Annotated in this window: 14 protein-coding genes and 1 riboswitch; of the genes, 4 read left to right on the top strand and 10 right to left on the bottom strand. The window is 75.2% G+C overall.

The genetic code is table 11. From position 1 onward, the window contains the following. Positions 1–91: 91 nt before the first annotated feature. Entirely contained in the window at positions 92–478 is a 387-nt protein-coding gene (locus tag AB0O19_RS25045; protein ID WP_363622506.1) for a dienelactone hydrolase family protein, read from the bottom strand. Between the two features lie 238 nt (positions 479–716). On the opposite strand from AB0O19_RS25045, the gene AB0O19_RS25040 reads away from it, so the two are divergent. Next, positions 717–1,544 carry a helix-turn-helix domain-containing protein gene (locus AB0O19_RS25040; protein WP_363622502.1) on the top strand — a complete coding sequence of 276 codons (828 nt, stop codon included), beginning with the start codon at positions 717–719 and terminating at the stop codon, positions 1,542–1,544. Between the two features lie 26 nt (positions 1,545–1,570). On the opposite strand, the gene AB0O19_RS25035 is transcribed toward AB0O19_RS25040, so the two are convergent. The 6 genes from AB0O19_RS25035 to AB0O19_RS25010 all read right to left on the bottom strand — a co-directional run bounded on the left by AB0O19_RS25035 (position 1,571) and on the right by AB0O19_RS25010 (position 8,122). Beyond that, the gene (locus AB0O19_RS25035) at positions 1,571–2,449 is read right to left on the bottom strand and encodes an ECF transporter S component (RefSeq protein WP_363622500.1); all 879 of its coding nucleotides are present in this window, start codon (positions 2,447–2,449) and stop codon (positions 1,571–1,573) included. Next, positions 2,446–4,056 (bottom strand): ATP-binding cassette domain-containing protein, encoded by a 1,611-nt coding sequence (locus AB0O19_RS25030; RefSeq protein WP_363622498.1) that lies wholly within the window; start codon positions 4,054–4,056, stop codon positions 2,446–2,448. The genes AB0O19_RS25035 and AB0O19_RS25030 overlap by 4 nt, the downstream gene beginning before the upstream one ends. After that, positions 4,053–5,156: a CbiQ family ECF transporter T component gene (locus AB0O19_RS25025; RefSeq protein ID WP_363622496.1), complete on the bottom strand. Its 1,104-nt coding sequence runs from the start codon at positions 5,154–5,156 to the stop codon at positions 4,053–4,055. Before AB0O19_RS25025 ends, AB0O19_RS25030 begins: the two co-directional genes overlap by 4 nt. A 48-nt stretch (positions 5,157–5,204) precedes the next feature. Continuing rightward, positions 5,205–5,939, bottom strand: a complete 735-nt coding sequence (locus tag AB0O19_RS25020; RefSeq protein ID WP_363622495.1) for an SCO2322 family protein — start codon at positions 5,937–5,939, stop codon at positions 5,205–5,207. 86 nt (positions 5,940–6,025) lie between these two features. After that, on the bottom strand, positions 6,026–7,273 hold the full coding sequence (locus AB0O19_RS25015; RefSeq protein WP_363622493.1) for a prenyltransferase/squalene oxidase repeat-containing protein: 1,248 nt from the start codon (positions 7,271–7,273) through the stop codon (positions 6,026–6,028). A gap of 117 nt (positions 7,274–7,390) precedes the next feature. Next, a riboswitch (cobalamin riboswitch) is annotated at positions 7,391–7,466 on the bottom strand. A 92-nt stretch (positions 7,467–7,558) separates the two neighbouring features. Then, a complete protein-coding gene (locus AB0O19_RS25010) occupies positions 7,559–8,122 on the bottom strand; it encodes a TetR family transcriptional regulator (RefSeq protein ID WP_244293606.1) in 564 nt (187 codons plus the stop codon). A gap of 320 nt (positions 8,123–8,442) precedes the next feature. On the opposite strand from AB0O19_RS25010, the gene AB0O19_RS25005 reads away from it, so the two are divergent. From AB0O19_RS25005 to AB0O19_RS24995, 3 genes are all read left to right on the top strand, one after another. Then, positions 8,443–9,753: a glycosyltransferase family 4 protein gene (locus AB0O19_RS25005; protein WP_363622491.1), complete on the top strand. Its 1,311-nt coding sequence runs from the start codon at positions 8,443–8,445 to the stop codon at positions 9,751–9,753. A 123-nt stretch (positions 9,754–9,876) separates the two neighbouring features. Then, positions 9,877–10,626, top strand: coding sequence for a methyltransferase domain-containing protein (locus tag AB0O19_RS25000; RefSeq protein WP_363372252.1), 750 nt, complete (start codon positions 9,877–9,879; stop codon positions 10,624–10,626). Then, entirely contained in the window at positions 10,623–11,684 is a 1,062-nt protein-coding gene (locus AB0O19_RS24995) for a prenyltransferase (protein ID WP_350885009.1), read from the top strand. Before AB0O19_RS25000 ends, AB0O19_RS24995 begins: the two co-directional genes overlap by 4 nt. Before the next feature lie 149 nt (positions 11,685–11,833). Here AB0O19_RS24995 and AB0O19_RS24990 read toward each other — a convergent pair whose 3' ends face one another. The 3 genes from AB0O19_RS24990 to AB0O19_RS24980 all read right to left on the bottom strand — a co-directional run bounded on the left by AB0O19_RS24990 (position 11,834) and on the right by AB0O19_RS24980 (position 15,134). Beyond that, positions 11,834–12,745: a hypothetical protein gene (locus AB0O19_RS24990; protein WP_363580813.1), complete on the bottom strand. Its 912-nt coding sequence runs from the start codon at positions 12,743–12,745 to the stop codon at positions 11,834–11,836. 195 nt (positions 12,746–12,940) lie between these two features. Continuing rightward, entirely contained in the window at positions 12,941–13,927 is a 987-nt protein-coding gene (locus AB0O19_RS24985) for an N-acetylmuramoyl-L-alanine amidase (RefSeq protein ID WP_363622489.1), read from the bottom strand. Positions 13,928–13,934: 7 nt separating this feature from the next. After that, positions 13,935–15,134: a hypothetical protein gene (locus AB0O19_RS24980; RefSeq protein ID WP_363622487.1), complete on the bottom strand. Its 1,200-nt coding sequence runs from the start codon at positions 15,132–15,134 to the stop codon at positions 13,935–13,937. Positions 15,135–15,244: the final 110 nt, after the last annotated feature.

Genomic DNA, 15,244 nt, shown 5'->3' with positions numbered 1-15,244 from the left:
CAACGGCTCCAACGCGGGACCACGACGCCGCACCGACGCATCCGAAGAATCACTCACGCAAGATCTAACGACAGATCTCCGGCGCAGGACACTAGAGGGAGAGGAAGTCGGCAACCTTGGCGACGACCTCGCGCTGCCACGCCTGTGACTGCGGGTGTGCGTACGTGGGGTCATCGTGCACGGCGAAGCCGTGCTGTGCGCCGTCGAGTTCGTACAGTTCGGCTCCGGCGCCGAACAGCGGCGCGAACCGGCGGGACAGTTCGACGTCGACGAAGGTGTCCTTCGTTCCGTGGACGATGAGCACTGGCGACTGCACGTCGGCGCAGCGCTTTTCGGGGTCGAGGTGAACCCGCCCTCTTCGCGGGTGACGCCGGCACCGTGGGTGAGAACGGCGAGTGTCGCTGGTGGAGCTGGGGAGGGGTGGCCGTGCCGAACAGTTCCGTGCTGTCCAGTGGCCGGAACGCGGGTTCGTGGTCAGCCATGAGTCGAAAGATGTGGGGCGTGTTCCGGGCTTGTGGGCCTGGGGCGCGCTGGGGGGTGTGCGCTTGCGCCGCCCGTTTGGGTGATGTGGTAGGGAGTTTGACGCTCGGTTAGCGCATTACGGTGATCATTGGGTCGGCGCGGGCGTTCGGAGGGACGGCCTGTGCGCGGCAAAAGTGAGCCCCGGCGGTGCGCTAACACCCCGGGGAATGGCACTAGGAGTAAAGGGCTCCCGAATGCACATTCATCGTATCCCGAAGCACTCGCCCGGGTACACGATCCTCGACAACGGCCACGTCGTCCGGAAGCACTCGCTGAGTTGGGCGGCGCGTGGGTTGCTCAGCTACCTGCTCAGCCTGCCGGACGGTGCGCGGGAGGACATCCGGACGTTGGCGGCGAAGAGCGTCGAGGGCCGGGCGACGGTGGCGCGGGCGCTCCGTGAGCTGGAGGCGGCCGGGCACTACGTGCGGCGGACGCAGCGGGATCCGGTGACGGGGCAGGTGCGGACGATCGTCTCGGTGCACGAAGTGCCGGTGACGGGCAAGGCGGTTCACGCCGTGCCGCCGCTTCCCGCGCCCCCGGCCGCCGGTGGGCCCGGAGCTGGGGTGGCGGGCGCCGGGAAGGCGGGAAGCCCTTCCGGAAAGGTGATGGGGAAGGAAGCGGAAGTTCCCTCCGTCCGTCCGTCCGAGAAGTTGACGGCGGGCATGGCGCTGCTGCTCGAACTCGGGCGCAGGGAGCCCAGGATGGCGCTGGCGGGCAAGCCACTGTGCGATCAGGCCGCGCGGGTGGAGGGGCTGCTCGCGGGCGGGTGGAGCGGGGAGGCGCTGGCGGGGATCCTGGCCGCGCCCTTGCCGGAGAGGGTCACGCACAGCGTGGGGGCGGTCCTGGCGGGGCGGTTGGCGAAGGTGCCGCCCGTTCCGTTGACCCCGCAGGGCGGCGGCGGGTCGGGGCCGCGTCGGCATGAGTGCCCCGGGCGGGACGGCTTGTGCGGGCGGCCCGTCGCGGGTGTCGGGCAGGTCTGCGGGGAGTGCCGGGCTCCGAGGGTGTCGCGGGCCTTGCCGTAGTCGACCAGGGGGCGGGGCTGCGGAGTTCACCTGCTCAGCGGCCGGGAGTCCGGCGGCCGGAACGTCACCGGCGCGTCGAAGGCGGCCCGGCGGGTGGCGCGGCGCAGGGCGCGCAGGACGGCGGTGCCGAGGGTGAGGCAGAGGACGACGGTGAGGGCGGCGCGGGGGAGGTCCCAGCCCAGCGACGTGGTGAGGCAGTAGGCGGCGAAGCGGACCAGGTTGGCGGGCAGCGGGTCGCCGGGGACGAAGGAGATGGAGCCGGAGAGCCCGGCGATGTACGGCCAGCCCTGGAGGTTCATGATCGTGCCGTAGAGGACGGAAGCCAGCGCGCCGTAGCCCGCGAGCAGCCAGAGCTCGCGCCGGCCGCGCAGGCGCGCGGAGCCCGGGAGGAGGCCGGCGCCGAGGCAGACCCAGCCCATGGCGAGCATCTGGAACGGCAGCCAGGGCCCGACGCCGCCGGTGAGCAGCGCGGACGCGAACATCGACAGCGAACCGAGGACGAAGCCGAAGCCCGGACCGAGCACCCGGCCGGACAGCACCATGAGGAAGAACATGGGCTCCAGCCCCGCCGTGCCCGCGCCGAGCGGCCGCAGTGCCGCGCCCGCCGCCGCCAGCACCCCGAGCAGGGCCACGGACTTGGCGTCCAGGCCGGGCGCGCCGCCGCCCGCCGTGCGGCCCTCGGAGATCTGGGCGATGACGACGGCGAGGAGCAGCGGCAGCAGGAGGGCGAACAGCCAGGGGGCGTCGGTGGCGTGGCCGACCAGGGCGGACTTGGTGGAGGCGAGCAGCGGCCAGCCGAAGGCCGCCACGCCGACGAGGGAGGTCAGGAGCAGGGCCGTCACCGAGCGGCGGCCGAGCGGAACGGGGCGACCAGCAGGAACACCGGAAGGAGCGGGGCGGCTCATGCGCTGAGCGCCTCCGCGACCTGGCGGACGGTGAGCCACGGGCCGGGTGCCAGCACCTTGGCGACCTGCGGGGCGAACGCGGGGGAGGAGACGACGACGTCGGCCGTCGGGCCGTCGGCGACGATCTCGCCCTCGGCCAGGATCGCCGTGCGGTGGGCGAGTTCGGCGGCGAGTTCGACGTCGTGGGTGGCGAGCAGGACGGCGTGGCCTTCCGCCGCGAGGTCGCGCAGGATCGCCACCAGCCGGGCCTTGGCGGCGTAGTCGAGGCCGCGGGTCGGCTCGTCGAGCAGCAGCAGCGGGGGCCGGGCGGTGAGCACGACGGCGAGCGCGAGGGTGAGCCGTTGGCCTTCGGAGAGGTCGCGCGGGTGGGCGGTGTCGGCGATGCCGGGCAGCAGTCGTTCGACCAGGGCGCGGCAGGTGCCGGGGGTGGCGTCCGCGTCGGTGTCGGCGGCGGCGCATTCGGCGGTGACGCTCTCGCCGTAGAGGAGGTCGCGCGGGTCCTGCGGGACGAGGCCGACCTGGCGGATCAGTTCGGCCGGGCGGGTGCGGTGCGGGGTGCGTCCGCCGACCGTCACCCGGCCGGAGGCGGGGGCGTGCAGGCCGACCAGGCTGCCCAGCAGGGTGGACTTGCCGGCGCCGTTGCGGCCCATCAGGGCGGTGATCTCGCCGGGGTGCAGCGCCAGGTCGACGCCGCGCAGGGCCTGGACGGGGCCGCGCCGGACGGCGAGGCGTTCGGCGGCGGCGATCGGTGCGTCGGTCGAAACGGTTGGAGCAGGGGCCGGGCCCGGGTGCAGACCGTCCAGCCGGGAGCGGAGCCCGGCGGCCTTGCGGCGGGCGTCGCGGACGGACAGCGGCAGCGGCCGCCAGCCGGCGAGCCGTCCGAGGCCGACCACCGGCGGGTGCACCGGGGAGTGCGCCATCACCTCGGCGGGCTCGCCGAGGACGGGCGGGGCGCCCGGGGTGAGCAGCAGCACCTGGTCGGCGTACTGGACGACGCGCTCCAGCCGGTGCTCGGCCATCAGCACGGTGGTGCCGAGGTCGTGCACCAGCCGCTGGAGGACGGCCAGCACCTCCTCGGCGGCGCCCGGGTCCAGCGCCGAGGTGGGCTCGTCGAGGACCAGGACGCGCGGGTGCACGGTGAGCACCGAGCCGATCGCGACGCGCTGCTGCTGGCCGCCGGAGAGGGAGGTGAGGGCGCGGTCGCGCAGGTCGGCGAGGCCGAGCAGGTCGAGGGTCTCCTCGACCCGGCGCCGCATCACGTCGGCGGGCAGGCCCAGGGACTCCATGCCGTAGGCGAGTTCGTCCTCGACGGTGTCGGTGACGAAGTGCGCCAGCGGGTCCTGGCCCACCGTGCCGACCAGGTCGGCGAGTTCGCGCGGCCGGTGCTCGCGGGTGTCCCGACCGCCGACCGTGACCCGGCCGTGCAGGGTGCCGCCGGTGAAGTGCGGGACGAGCCCGCTCACCGCGCCCAGCAGGGTGGACTTGCCGGAGCCCGACGGGCCCACCAGCAGGCAGAGTTCCCCTTCGGGGACGGTCAGGTCGACGTCCGCGACGGCGGGGGCGGCGGCGTCCGCGTACCGGACGGAGACCTGCTCGAAGGTGATCACGAAGCCCTCCGGGGCGGGGTCGGGGCGGCGAACGCCGGTACCAGGCCGAGCAGTACGGCCAGCACGGCGGCCAGCGGCAGCGCGGGGACGGTCGGCGGGACGACGGTGGGCGCGAAGGCGGCCGGGTCGCGCGTGGACAGGTAGATGGTCAACCCGGCGACGGCGGCGCCCGATCCGGCGGTCAGCCACTCGGGCAGTGCCCAGGGGTCGGGCCGGTAGCGTGTCCTGACGGATCGTCGACTGCCTAGCAGTAGCCCGGCGGAGGCGGCGGCCAGGCCCAGCAGCAGCACCGGCGCCGCCCAGCCCGCGCCGCCGGCGGTTAGCAGCCCGTACGCGGCCAGGCAGATCCCGAGCAGGCCGGCCAGGGTGAGCGCGGCCGTCGCCCGGGCGAGTCGGCGCGGGACGTCCGCGGTGCGGCCGAAGCCGCGGGTGTCCATCGCCGCGGCCAGCGCCACCGAACGCTCCAACGCGCCCTCCAGGACGGGCAGTCCGACGCTCAGTACGGCGGCGATCCCCCGGTCGGTGCGGCCGCGCAGGCGGCGGGCCGCCCGCAGCCGGCGGACGTCCGCGACCAGGTTCGGCGCGAAGGTCATCGCCACCACCACCGCCACGCCCGCCTCGTACAGCGCGCCGGGCAGGGCGCGCAGCAGGCGGGCCGGGCTGGCCAGCGCGTTCGCGGCGCCCACGCAGACCAGCAGGGTGGCCAGGCGCAGCCCGTCGTACAGCGCCGCGAGCAGGCCCTCCACGGTCACCCGGCCGCCGATCCGCACTCCCTGCGCCCAGGTGGGAAGCGGCACTTCGGGCAGCGTGAACAGCACGTGCGTGCCCGGGATCGGCGAGCCGAGCAGCACCGCGAACACCAGCCGGATGCCCAGGACCAGCAGGCCCAGTCGCAGGAACGCGCCGTACGAGCGCGACCAGGGCGCGTCGCCGCGCCGGGCCGCGACCACGTACCCGGCGACGGCGGCGAGCAGCAGCAGGATCACCGGATTGGTGGTGCGGGTCGCCGCTGCGCCCAGCCCGAGCGCCCACAACCACCAGGCCCCGGGGTGCAGTTGCCGGGGTCCGGTGGGCGGGCGGGTAGTGCGGGCGGTGCTCATGGGTCAGTCCAGGTGAAGGGGTCCGGAGGGGGAGCGGCTCGGGAGGCGTCAGGAGGTGCGGCGGCGGCGCGCCTGCCAGACCGCACCGCCGGCCAGCACGGCGATCAGCGCGCCACCGGCGATCAGGCCGACGTCCGGGCCGGAGTCCGAGCCGCCGCCGTCGCCGGACGGGTCGGCCGGCTTGGCCGCCGACCCGAGCTGGTCGGCGCACCCGGCCTTCGGGAAGCCCGCGATGGCGCAGAGCAGGCCGTTGGCGTCGTAGCGCAGCGGCGGGGCGACGGCGGCCAGCACCTCGGCCGAGGTGGCGTTCGAGACGACGCTGGCGCACGCGCTCCGCTGCTCGGGCGGCGCCTCGCCCGAGCCGGGACCGGAAGCCGAGCCGGAACCGGAAGCCGAGCCCGAGCCCGAGCCGGAACCCGAGCCGGAACCGGAACCCGAGCCGGAACCCGAGCCCGAGCCGGAGTCGGCGGCGGTGCCGAAGTCCAGCACGACCGCGACCCGCTTGCGGCCCGCCTGCGCGGGCGTGTCCGCACAGACGGCGGCGAAGTCGCCCGCCGTCCGGGGCCGCGCCGCATCCTGCCCGCCGTCCGGACTCACCGCGAACCGCCACCCGTCCACGGCCCCGTCCGGCGGCACGGCGACGGCCGGCCCCTGCTGCTGGTACAGCCACCCGTCGCCGCCGGCACGCCAGAACGACCAGTACCGGTATCCCGTCGCCGCCTCCGCCGGCGCCCCGGCGGAGGCGACCAGCAGGAGCACCGCACCGAGCACCGAACCGAGCACCGCACCGAGCCGCGAGCCGAGCCGCGAGCCGAGAGCGCGGCGGCCACGGCGGCGGCCCGGGCGGGCCCGGCGCGCGGGGCGGGGTGTCACAGGCTCTGGCCGCGCTTGCGCTGGAGGCTGAGGAGGAGGCCGCCGCCGAGGCCGACGAGGAGGCCGACGATGATCAGCCAGTACTGGCCGATGCCGTCGTCCTTCTTGGGCGCCGCCGCCGTCGGGGCGGGGCCGGCGGTGGCCTTGAGGGCCGGGCCGAGGGCGGTGAGCTCGGCGGTCAGCGGGGCGGTGTCGCGCTGGGCGGCCTGGGTGACGAGCAGGAGGCTGGCGGTGGCGGCGGCGTCGGTGCCGCCCTTGGTCCAGCCGGCGCCCTCCTTGGCGAGCCAGTCGACGGCGCCGGCGGCCTGCTGGGGGTGGCCGCTCTGGATGAGGCCGAGGGCGGCCCAGGCGGTGGCGTTGTAGTCGGGGGTGGGGGCGGCGCCGGGGGTGGTGAGGGTGAGGTGGTTGTCGCCCGCGGCGAGCTGGGCGGTGAGGTACGCCCCGGCGGCCTCGCCGGAGTCGGCGTGCGCGACCGGAGCAGCCGCGGTGGAGGCGGCGGCGGAGTCGCAGCCGAGGGCCTTGGGCGCGGCGTCGGTGCGGGCGGTGGTGGCGACCGGGAGGTGGCCGCCGGCGGCGGCGAGCGAGGCCTGGGCGCTGGCGAGGGCGTTGGGGGCGAGCGCACCGGAGGACGGGTCGGGCTGGTAGGCGAAGGCGCCGCGCTGGTCGGCGGGGGCGGCGCAGCCGAGCTGGAAGAGGGCGAGCCCGTCGAAGGCGTTCTTGCCCGCCTTGGCGACTCCGGCCGGGTCGGTCTTCGCGGCGAAGAGGGCGTTCACGGCGAGGCCGGTGGAGTTGGCGTCGCCGGGGCTGCCGGGGTTGTAGGGCCAGCTGCCGTCGGCGTTCTGGGTGGCCTTGAGCCACTGGACGCCCTTGTCGACGGCTTCCTGGTGCCCGCCGAGGGCGACGAGGGCCTGGACGGCGACGGCGGTGGCGTTGCTGTCCTCGGTCTTGGGGTCGCAGGCGGCGCCGGCGGCCCGGAAGGAGGGCCAGCCGCCGTCCTCGCACTGCTGTCCGGTGAGCCAGCCGACGGCGGAGTCGGCCGGGGTGGCCTTGGCCGCCGCGAGCGCGGTGAGCGCGAGGGACTGCCGCCAGACGCCGTCGTACGTCGGGTCGCCCTTGCCGTAGAGGCCGTCGGGGACGGCGGCGGCGGTGGGCGCGGGGCTGTCGGCGAGGGCCGGTCCGGCGGTGGCGCCGGCGAGGAGCGCGGCGGACAGGGCGGCGGCGCCCAGACGGGCGGCGGTGAGCATGGTGGAGGTGTGCCTTTCGGTGAGCGGTGGTGGCCCGGCGGGGCCGTTCCGTAGTCCTCGACGGTGCCGGGCGGTGCGCGTGGCGGGCCCGGGCTGGCCGCTCGCCCCTCCACGGGCGGTCCGACTCGCCCGGGCCGTCACGGGGGCCGGGCTCACGGTTGCGGGGTCAGCGCCGGATTCGCACCGGCTTCCCCCGGGGGAGGGACGGGATGAAGTTGTGCTGTCCGTCGACTCTAACCGCCGGGGGCGGCCGGCCCCTCCCGCCCGGGCAGGAACAGGTTCCAGTCAGGGCAGGGTGAGCAGCCGGGCCGCGGTGTGCAGGTCGGCCCGGACCTCGGCGATCGAGGCGCGGCCGGAGAGCCAGGCGACCAGGGCGGAGTGCCAGGTGTGCTCGATCACCCGGACGGCCGCGCGCTGGCTCTCGCTGGGTGGCCCGGACTGGCCGATGGCGTCCAGGATGAGCTGGCCGGTGGCGGTGCTGACCTGGTCCACCTCGGCGCCGACGGAGCGGTCCGCGAAGGACAGCGCCCGGACCATCGCCTCGGCGAGCAGCGGTTCGCGCTGGAGCGCGTGGAAGGCGCGGGTGAGCGTGTCGGCGACCCGCGGGGCCGGTTCGGGGTCGGTCGGCGGGTGGCGCCGGATGTGCTCCTGGAGGCCCTGCAACTGCTCCAGCATGACCGCGACCAGCAGGTGCACCTTGGAGGGGAAGTACCGGTAGAGCGTGCCGAGGGCCACCTGCGCGGTCTCCGCGACCTCCCGCATCTGCACCGCCTCGTACCCGCCCCGGGCGGCCAGGGCGGTGGCGGCCCGCAGGATCCGGCGCCGGCGTTCGGCCTGGCGGGCGGTCAGCGGCGGCTCGCCCGGCTGCGCGGGGGGCGGGGTGGTGGGGCTCGTGGAGGTGGTCGGCGGCGGCAAGGAGTGCTCCCGGGGCGCGTGGGTGGCGGCGTGCTCCACAAGGTCGGCAGGGTCGGCGTGGCGGGAATCACCAGCCCTGGCTCCTGAGGGAAAGCTACGGGCCGGTATCTTCGAGGTCTCTCATTGTTCACATGGTCGATGACGAGTTCCACAGCCACTGAAACCTGATCTACTTTAGCGACCGGCGGCAGCGCCGTCGCCAACGCAGAGACAGCAGCAGCACAGGAATAGCAGCTAGAGATGAGGGCCCGAGGATGACCGCGCAGCCGCTGCGGATTGCCCTGCTGTCGTACCGCGGGGACCCCTTCTGCGGCGGTCAGGGCGTGTACGTGCGCCACCTCTCCCGTGAGCTGGCCAGGCTCGGCCACCACGTGGACGTGATCGGTGCCCAGCCGTACCCGGTGCTGGACGAGGTCGACGGCCCCGGTTCGGTGCGCCTGGTCGAACTGCCCAGCCTGGACCTCTACCGCGCCGAGGACCCGTTCCGCACGCCCGCCCGCGGCGAGTTCCACAGCCCGGTGGACGTGCTGGAGTTCGCCACCATGCGCACCGGCGGCTTCCCCGAGCCGTTGACCTTCTCGCTGCGCGCCCGCCAGTACCTGGCCCGGCACAAGGGCCGCTACGACGTGGTGCACGACAACCAGACGCTCGGCTACGGCCTGCTCGGCCTGGCCCGGCACGGCTTCCCGCTGGTCACCACGATCCATCACCCGATCACCGTGGACCGGCAGTTGGAGCTGGACGCGGCCACCACCCGGGTCAAGCGGCTGTCGCTGCGCCGCTGGTACGCCTTCACCCGGATGCAGCGCCGGGTCGCCGCCCGGCTGGACCACGTGATCACCGTCTCCGGCACCTCGCAGCGCGAGATCGCCGAGCACCTGGGCGCCGCGCCGGGCGCGATCTCGGTGGTGCCGATCGGCGCCGACACCCGGCTCTGGTCGCCCTCCGAGGAGATCGCCCGAGTCCCCGGACGGATCGTCACCACCTCCAGCGCGGACGTCCCGCTCAAGGGCCTGGTGTTCCTGGTCGAGGCGCTGGCGAAGGTGCGCACCGAGCGCCCCGCGCACCTGGTGGTGGTCGGCAAGCCGCAGAAGGAGGACGGCCCGGTGGCGGAGGCGGTGCGCCGCTTCGGGCTGGCGGACCACATCGAGTTCCGCAGCGGCCTGACCGACCGGGAGCTGGTCGACCTCTACCGCTCGGCCGAGGTGGCCTGCGTGCCGTCGCTGTACGAGGGCTTCTCGCTGCCCGCCGCCGAGGCGATGGCCACCGGCACCCCGCTGGTCGCCACCACCGGCGGCGCGATCCCCGAGGTGGCCGGGCCGGACGGGGAGACCTGCCTGGCCGTGCCGCCGGGGGAGCCGGACCGGCTGGCGGCGGCGCTCGGCCGGCTGCTGGACGACCCGCGGCTGCGCGCCCGGCTCGGCGCGGCCGGCCGGGAGCGGGTGCTGGCCCGGTTCACCTGGGCGCGGGCCGCCGAGCTGACCGCCGACGCCTACCGGGCGGCGATCGCCACCGGCGCCGGCGCCCGGGCCCGCTCCGGGCCGGGTTGGCGGTACGTGCCCTGAGTCGCTCCGGCCGCCCTGCGCGGCGCCCGCCCGGCGGCCCCGGCCGCCCGGTGCGGAGCGGTAGCGGATCGAACTGACGCGGCGTCAAGTCCGCTTGGTAGCAAAAGGAATGGGAGCCCTGCAGTGCTGACCGTCGATTTCTCGCGCTTCCCGCTCGCCCCCGGCGACCGGGTGCTCGACCTGGGCTGCGGCGGGGGCCGGCACGCGTTCGAGTGCTACCGCCGCGGCGCCAACGTGATCGCCCTCGACCAGAACGCCGAGGAGATCGCCGAGGTCCAGAAGTGGTTCGCCGCGATGGAGCAGGCCGGCGAGGCCCCGGAGGGCGCGTCGGCGGTCGCGATGGAGGGCAACGCGCTGGCGCTGCCGTTCGAGGACGACTACTTCGACAAGATCATCATCTCCGAGGTGATGGAGCACATACCGGACGACAAGGGCGTGCTCAACGAGATGTTCCGGGTGCTCAAGCCGGGCGGGCTGCTCGCCGTCACCGTGCCGCGCTGGCTGCCCGAGAAGATCTGCTGGACGCTGTCCGACGAGTACCACGAGGTCGAGGGCGGCCACATCCGGATCTACCGGGGCGACGAACTGCTCGGCAAGCTCAAGGACGCCGGCCTGGAGCCCTACGGCACCCACCACGCGCACGCGCTGCACTCGCCGTACTGGTGGATCAAGTGCGCGGTCGGCGTGAACAACGACAAGGCGCTGCCGGTCAAGGCCTACCACCAGCTGCTGGTCTGGGACATCGTCGGCACCCCGGTGATCAGCACCCTCACCAAGGCCGCCGAACGGGCGCTCAACCCGGTCATCGGCAAGAGCTTCGTCGCCTACGCGTCCAAGCCGCGGCGGACCGAGCCCGGGCGCGTGGACGCATGACCGCCGCCGTCCCCGAGGCACTGCTGCTCGACGGGGTGCTCGACGCCGAGCAGGCCGCCGGCACCGTCCGCAGCATCCTGGCCGAACAGCTTCCCGACGGCGCCATACCCTGGTTCGCCGGCCACCACCTCGACCCGTGGGACCACACCGAGGCCGCCATGGCCCTCGACACCGCCGGCGAGCACGCCGCCGCCGAGGCCGCCTACCGCTGGCTCGCCGCCACCCAGAACCCGGACGGCTCCTGGTACGCCGCCTACACCGACGGCGCCGTCACCGACCGGGCCAAGGAGACCAACTTCTGCGCCTACGTGGCCGTCGGCGTCTGGCACCACCACCTCAGCGCCGGCGACGACGCCTTCCTGGAGTGGATCTGGCCCGTCGTCCGGCGCGCCCTGGACTTCATCGTCGGCCAGCGGCTGCCCGGCGGCCCGATCGCCTGGCGCCTCGACGAGGACGGCACCGCCACCGACGAGGCGCTGCTCACCGGCTCGTCCAGCATGCTGCACGCGCTGCGCTGCGGGCTGGCCATCGCCGAGTACCTGGAGGAGCCGCAGCCCGACTGGGAGCTCGCCGCCGGCCGGCTGGGGCACGCCATCACCCACCACCCCGAGCGGTTCCTCGACAAGGGCCGCTACTCGATGGACTGGTACTACCCGGTGCTCGGCACCGGACTGCGCGGCGACGCGGCGCTGGAACGGATCGACCGGGACTGGGACCGCTTCGTCGTCCCCGGCCTCGGCGTGCGCTGCGTCAGCGACCGCCCGTGGGTGACCGGCGGCGAGAGCGCCGAACTCGCCCTCGCGCTCTGGGCGATCGGCCGCTCCGACCGCGCCGTGGAGATCCTGCGCTGGATCCAGAAGCACCTGCGGCACGAGGACGGCTCCTACTGGACCGGGTACGTCTTCGAGGACGACGCCGTCTGGCCGGAGGAGCGCACGACCTGGACGGCCGGCGCGCTGCTGCTCGCGGTCGCCGCGCTCGGCGGCGACCCGGCGACGGTCGCGGTCTTCGGCGGGGAGCAGTTGCCCGCCGGGCTGGTGGTCCAGGACTGCTGCTGAGGCCCGTAGCCGTGGCCGATGCCGGTGCGAACGGCTGAGGCCCGTACGACGGCTGAGGCCCGTACGACGGTTGAGGCTCGTACGGGCAACGCGAAGGGGTGGGACCGGAGAGATCCGGTCCCACCCCTTCGTCGTACCGGCGGGGGGCGTCAGCCGCGCTGGATGCCCGAGGTGTCGGCCAGCAGGCCGACGGTGCCGTCCTGCAACTGCGCGACCAGCGCGCTGCCGCGCTGCTCGACCGCCAGGTACCAGGTGCCGGGCACCAGCTCGCCGACGGGGGCGCCCGCCGGGTTGTCCTTCGACGCCAGCGAGCGCGGGGCCGGGACGGCGAACCAGAACGGTGCGAAGTCGGCCGCCGGGGCGGCCGGGGTCGGCTGCGGCTGCGCGGCCGGGACCGGCTGCGGGGCGGCGGCCGCGTCCTGCGGCTGGCCGGCCTGCACCGGCTGCGGCTGGCCGGCCGCCGGGTAGCCGTAGCCACCGGGCTGGGCGCCGTACGCCGGGGCCTGGTTCGGGTCCTGGCCCGGGGCCGGGTAGCCGTACTGGCCGGGCTGCACCGGCTGGCCCGGGGCCGGGTAGCCGCCCTGGTAGGGGACGGCCGCCGGACGGTCGGCGACCAGCGGGGCCTTCAGCGCGGGCACCAGCGGCGCGGCCGCGGCCGCACCGGCCAGCACGATCAGCGCGATGAGGCCGAGCCAGGCGCCGAAGCCGTGCCCGAAGCTGCCGCCGGACGGGCCGCCGCCCAGCGACCACAGCGCCGTCCACAGCGCGACGACGGCGAAGGCGATGCCCCACTGGTCCAGCCGCAGGCCGAGCACCTGGCGCCCGGCCGCGGCCTCGCCCTGGAAGCGGTGCAGCAGGATCAGCACCGCGGCGGCGATGCCGAGCAGGTAGATCGACGGCAGGATGGGGAACAGCTGGGTGCTCCACGCGTTCTGCGATGTGTCGCCGCAGTACCGGCCGGTGCAGTCCACCGTCCAGTAGGGCAGGAAGGAGGCGATGAAGAGCAGGACGGCCGCGCCGGCGACGGCGGCGTCTCCCCTGGTGAGAGCGCGCAGATTCACTAACGTTCCCCTCGTTGACGTGTCGTGGACGGCGGTTCGTGCGGTCGGGCTGACCGGCCGAAACTCCCGAACGGACCAGAAGCCTAGGCCCAACCGCACCGCCGGTGCACGGCGGGACCGGGAATGGGGCGAAGTCGTTGCCAAAGGCGCGACCCGGGCGGCGCGCACGCCGTCGGCCGCCCCGGCCCAACTTCCTTACCGGGTGGTCAGATACGCCGTCAGCGCGTCGGCGATCCCCTGGGCCGCCCGCTGCCGCCACTGAGGATCCGTCATCCGTTTGGCGTCCACCGGGTTGCGCATGTTACCGCACTCGATGAACACCTTCGGCACCGTGGACAGGTTCAGGCCCCCCAGGTCGGAGCGGGTGTCCAGGCCGTCGCTCGCGGTGTAGTCCGCGTACGGCTCGCCCGTCGCGGCGCGGAAGCGCTCGCGCAGCAGCAGGCCGAGCCGGCGCGACGGCTCGACGATCGCCGAGTTGTCCGCCTTCCCGGCCGCCACCTTCGCCGGGAGGATCACGTGGAACCCGCTGCCGCCCGCCGGACCGCCGTCCCCGTGCACCGACAGGGCCACGTCGGCGTGCGCGTCGGCGCCGGCCCGGGCGCGCTCGTCGATGCAGGGGCCCCACGGACGGTCGCCGTCCTGCGCCAGCACCACCGTCGCGCCGCGGGCGGCCAGGATGGCGCGGGCCCGGTGGGAGACGTCCAGGGTGTACTCGGCCTCGGTGTAGCCGGAGTTGGTCTCGGTGCCGGTGGTGTCGCACTGCTTGCGGGAGTTGCCGATGTCGACCAGGCGGTTGATCTCGGCGGTGTGCGCGGAGTTGCCGGGGTTGTGGCCGGGGTCGAGCAGGATGGTGCGGCCGGTGAGCGCGGTGGGGGAGACCGGGGTGTCCGACGGGGCGGGTGTGTTCGACGGGGCGGGCGTCGTCGGGGTGGTCGGGGGCACCGGGGTCGTCGGCGTCTGGGCCGGGGTTCCCGGGGTGGTGGTGCCCGGTGTGGTGGTGCCCGGGGTGGCGGTTCCGGCCGGGGAGGTGGCCGGCGCGGCGGTGCCGCCCACCGCCGCGGAGTGGCCGAGGGACTGCCAGCCCAGCCAGCCCGCCAGGCAGAGCGGAACGGCCGCGCCCACCGCCGTGGTGGCGCGCAGCAGGGTGGAACGGCGGGGCGGTCGGGAGTTCGGGCCGGTCACGGGTGGATCAGATCCTGTCCTGGGTGCGCGGGGTGAGGCCGTAGGTGTCGGCGATCGGCTTCCACTTGCCCGCGAAGTCCTTCTTCGCCTGGGTGGCCTGCGGGTTGAGCTCGTCGGCCCGCTTCTTGTCGGCGGTGTTCGGGGCCGAGCCCGAGCAGCCCTGGCCGGCGACCGCCCGCGCCCAGTTCGCGTACGCCCGGTCGATGTCGGCCGACAGCTGCCAGGCGGACTTCAGCGACGCCATCGCGTCCGCGCCGCCCGGCACGTCGGAGGCGCTCAGCTTGGCGAGCTTGCGCAGCAGTTCGTCGCGCTGCTTGGCGCCGTTGTCGAACACCTGCGCCGCGCTCTCGATGTCGGCCTTCGCCGGGCAGCTGCTCACCTTGGCGACCGCGCTGCCGATCGGGGCCTTCGCGCTCTCGCCCTCGGTGAGCAGGCCGTCCAGGGCCTGTGCCTGCGTCTTGGCGTTGGCGCCGGCACCGCTCGCGGTCGGGGACGGCGCCGCGGCGGACGAGGCCGGGTCGGTGGCGCCGTTCGGCGCGGCGTCCGTACCGGTGGGCGCCGGGCCCGTCGGCGGGTTCCCGGTGGACGTCGCGGAGGCGGACGGCGGGGCGGGCGAGGCCTGGTCCTTCTTGTCGCCGCTGTTCTGGGCGGCCACCAGCAGGCCGCCGCCGACCGCCACCACCAGGAGCAGCGCGAAGCCGATCAGCAGCGGTGCCTTCCGGTTGTTCGGGCGGTCCCCGTCGTCCGGGTCCTCGTAGTCGGCGGGGTAACCGGAGGGGTAGTCGGCGGGGTAGTCGGGCTGTCCCTGGTACGGGACGTACGGGGGCTGCTGCGGGCCGGCGGGCGGCTGCGGCGGGTACACGTAGCCGGGGCCGGGGGCCTCGCCGGACACGTAGCCGGGCCCCGGGGTCTGCGCGGACGCGTGGGAGGGGAACGGCGCCGGCGGCGGCACGGACGGCGGCTTCGGGGCGGCCAGGTACGGGCGGGCACCCAGCGGTGGGCCCTGGTCCCCGACGGCGCCGGTGCCGGGCGGCAGCGCGGCCCCGTCCTGCGGTGCGGCCCCGGGGCGCGGTGCGGCGGGCTGGGCGGGGGCGGGCTGCGCCGGGGTGGGCTCGGCGGGTCGCTGCGGGCCGCGCACCCAGCCGCCCGCGCCGCCGCGCGCGGTGGGGTCCCAGACTGCCGGAGCGGTGTTGTGCTGGTCCGTCATGTGCCGCTAGCCCCCACCGTCCGCCGATGCTCTGCCTGGTGCTGCGCGGACACCGTACCGTTCGAACCTCCGCCCGACAGCTCCGGCACGACGTTAGAGCATCCGTGCAG

It is taken from the genome of Kitasatospora sp. NPDC091276 (assembly GCF_040684355.1).
Lineage (GTDB): Bacteria > Actinomycetota > Actinomycetes > Streptomycetales > Streptomycetaceae > Kitasatospora.
Note: the sequence above shows the minus strand (reverse complement) of the source record. Positions and strands in the feature narration are given on the sequence as shown.

Excerpts from the sequence above, each read along its gene's own strand:
- AB0O19_RS24980 (WP_363622487.1), bottom strand. The coding sequence starts at position 15,134 with ATGACGGACCAGCACAACACCGCTCCGGCAGTCTGGGACCCCACCGCG.
- AB0O19_RS25040 (WP_363622502.1), top strand. The coding sequence starts at position 717 with ATGCACATTCATCGTATCCCGAAGCACTCGCCCGGGTACACGATCCTC.
- AB0O19_RS25035 (WP_363622500.1), bottom strand. The coding sequence starts at position 2,449 with ATGAGCCGCCCCGCTCCTTCCGGTGTTCCTGCTGGTCGCCCCGTTCCG.
- AB0O19_RS25005 (WP_363622491.1), top strand. The coding sequence starts at position 8,443 with ATGACCGCGCAGCCGCTGCGGATTGCCCTGCTGTCGTACCGCGGGGAC.
- AB0O19_RS24995 (WP_350885009.1), top strand. The coding sequence starts at position 10,623 with ATGACCGCCGCCGTCCCCGAGGCACTGCTGCTCGACGGGGTGCTCGAC.
- AB0O19_RS25015 (WP_363622493.1), bottom strand. The coding sequence starts at position 7,273 with ATGCTCACCGCCGCCCGTCTGGGCGCCGCCGCCCTGTCCGCCGCGCTC.
- AB0O19_RS25025 (WP_363622496.1), bottom strand. The coding sequence starts at position 5,156 with ATGAGCACCGCCCGCACTACCCGCCCGCCCACCGGACCCCGGCAACTG.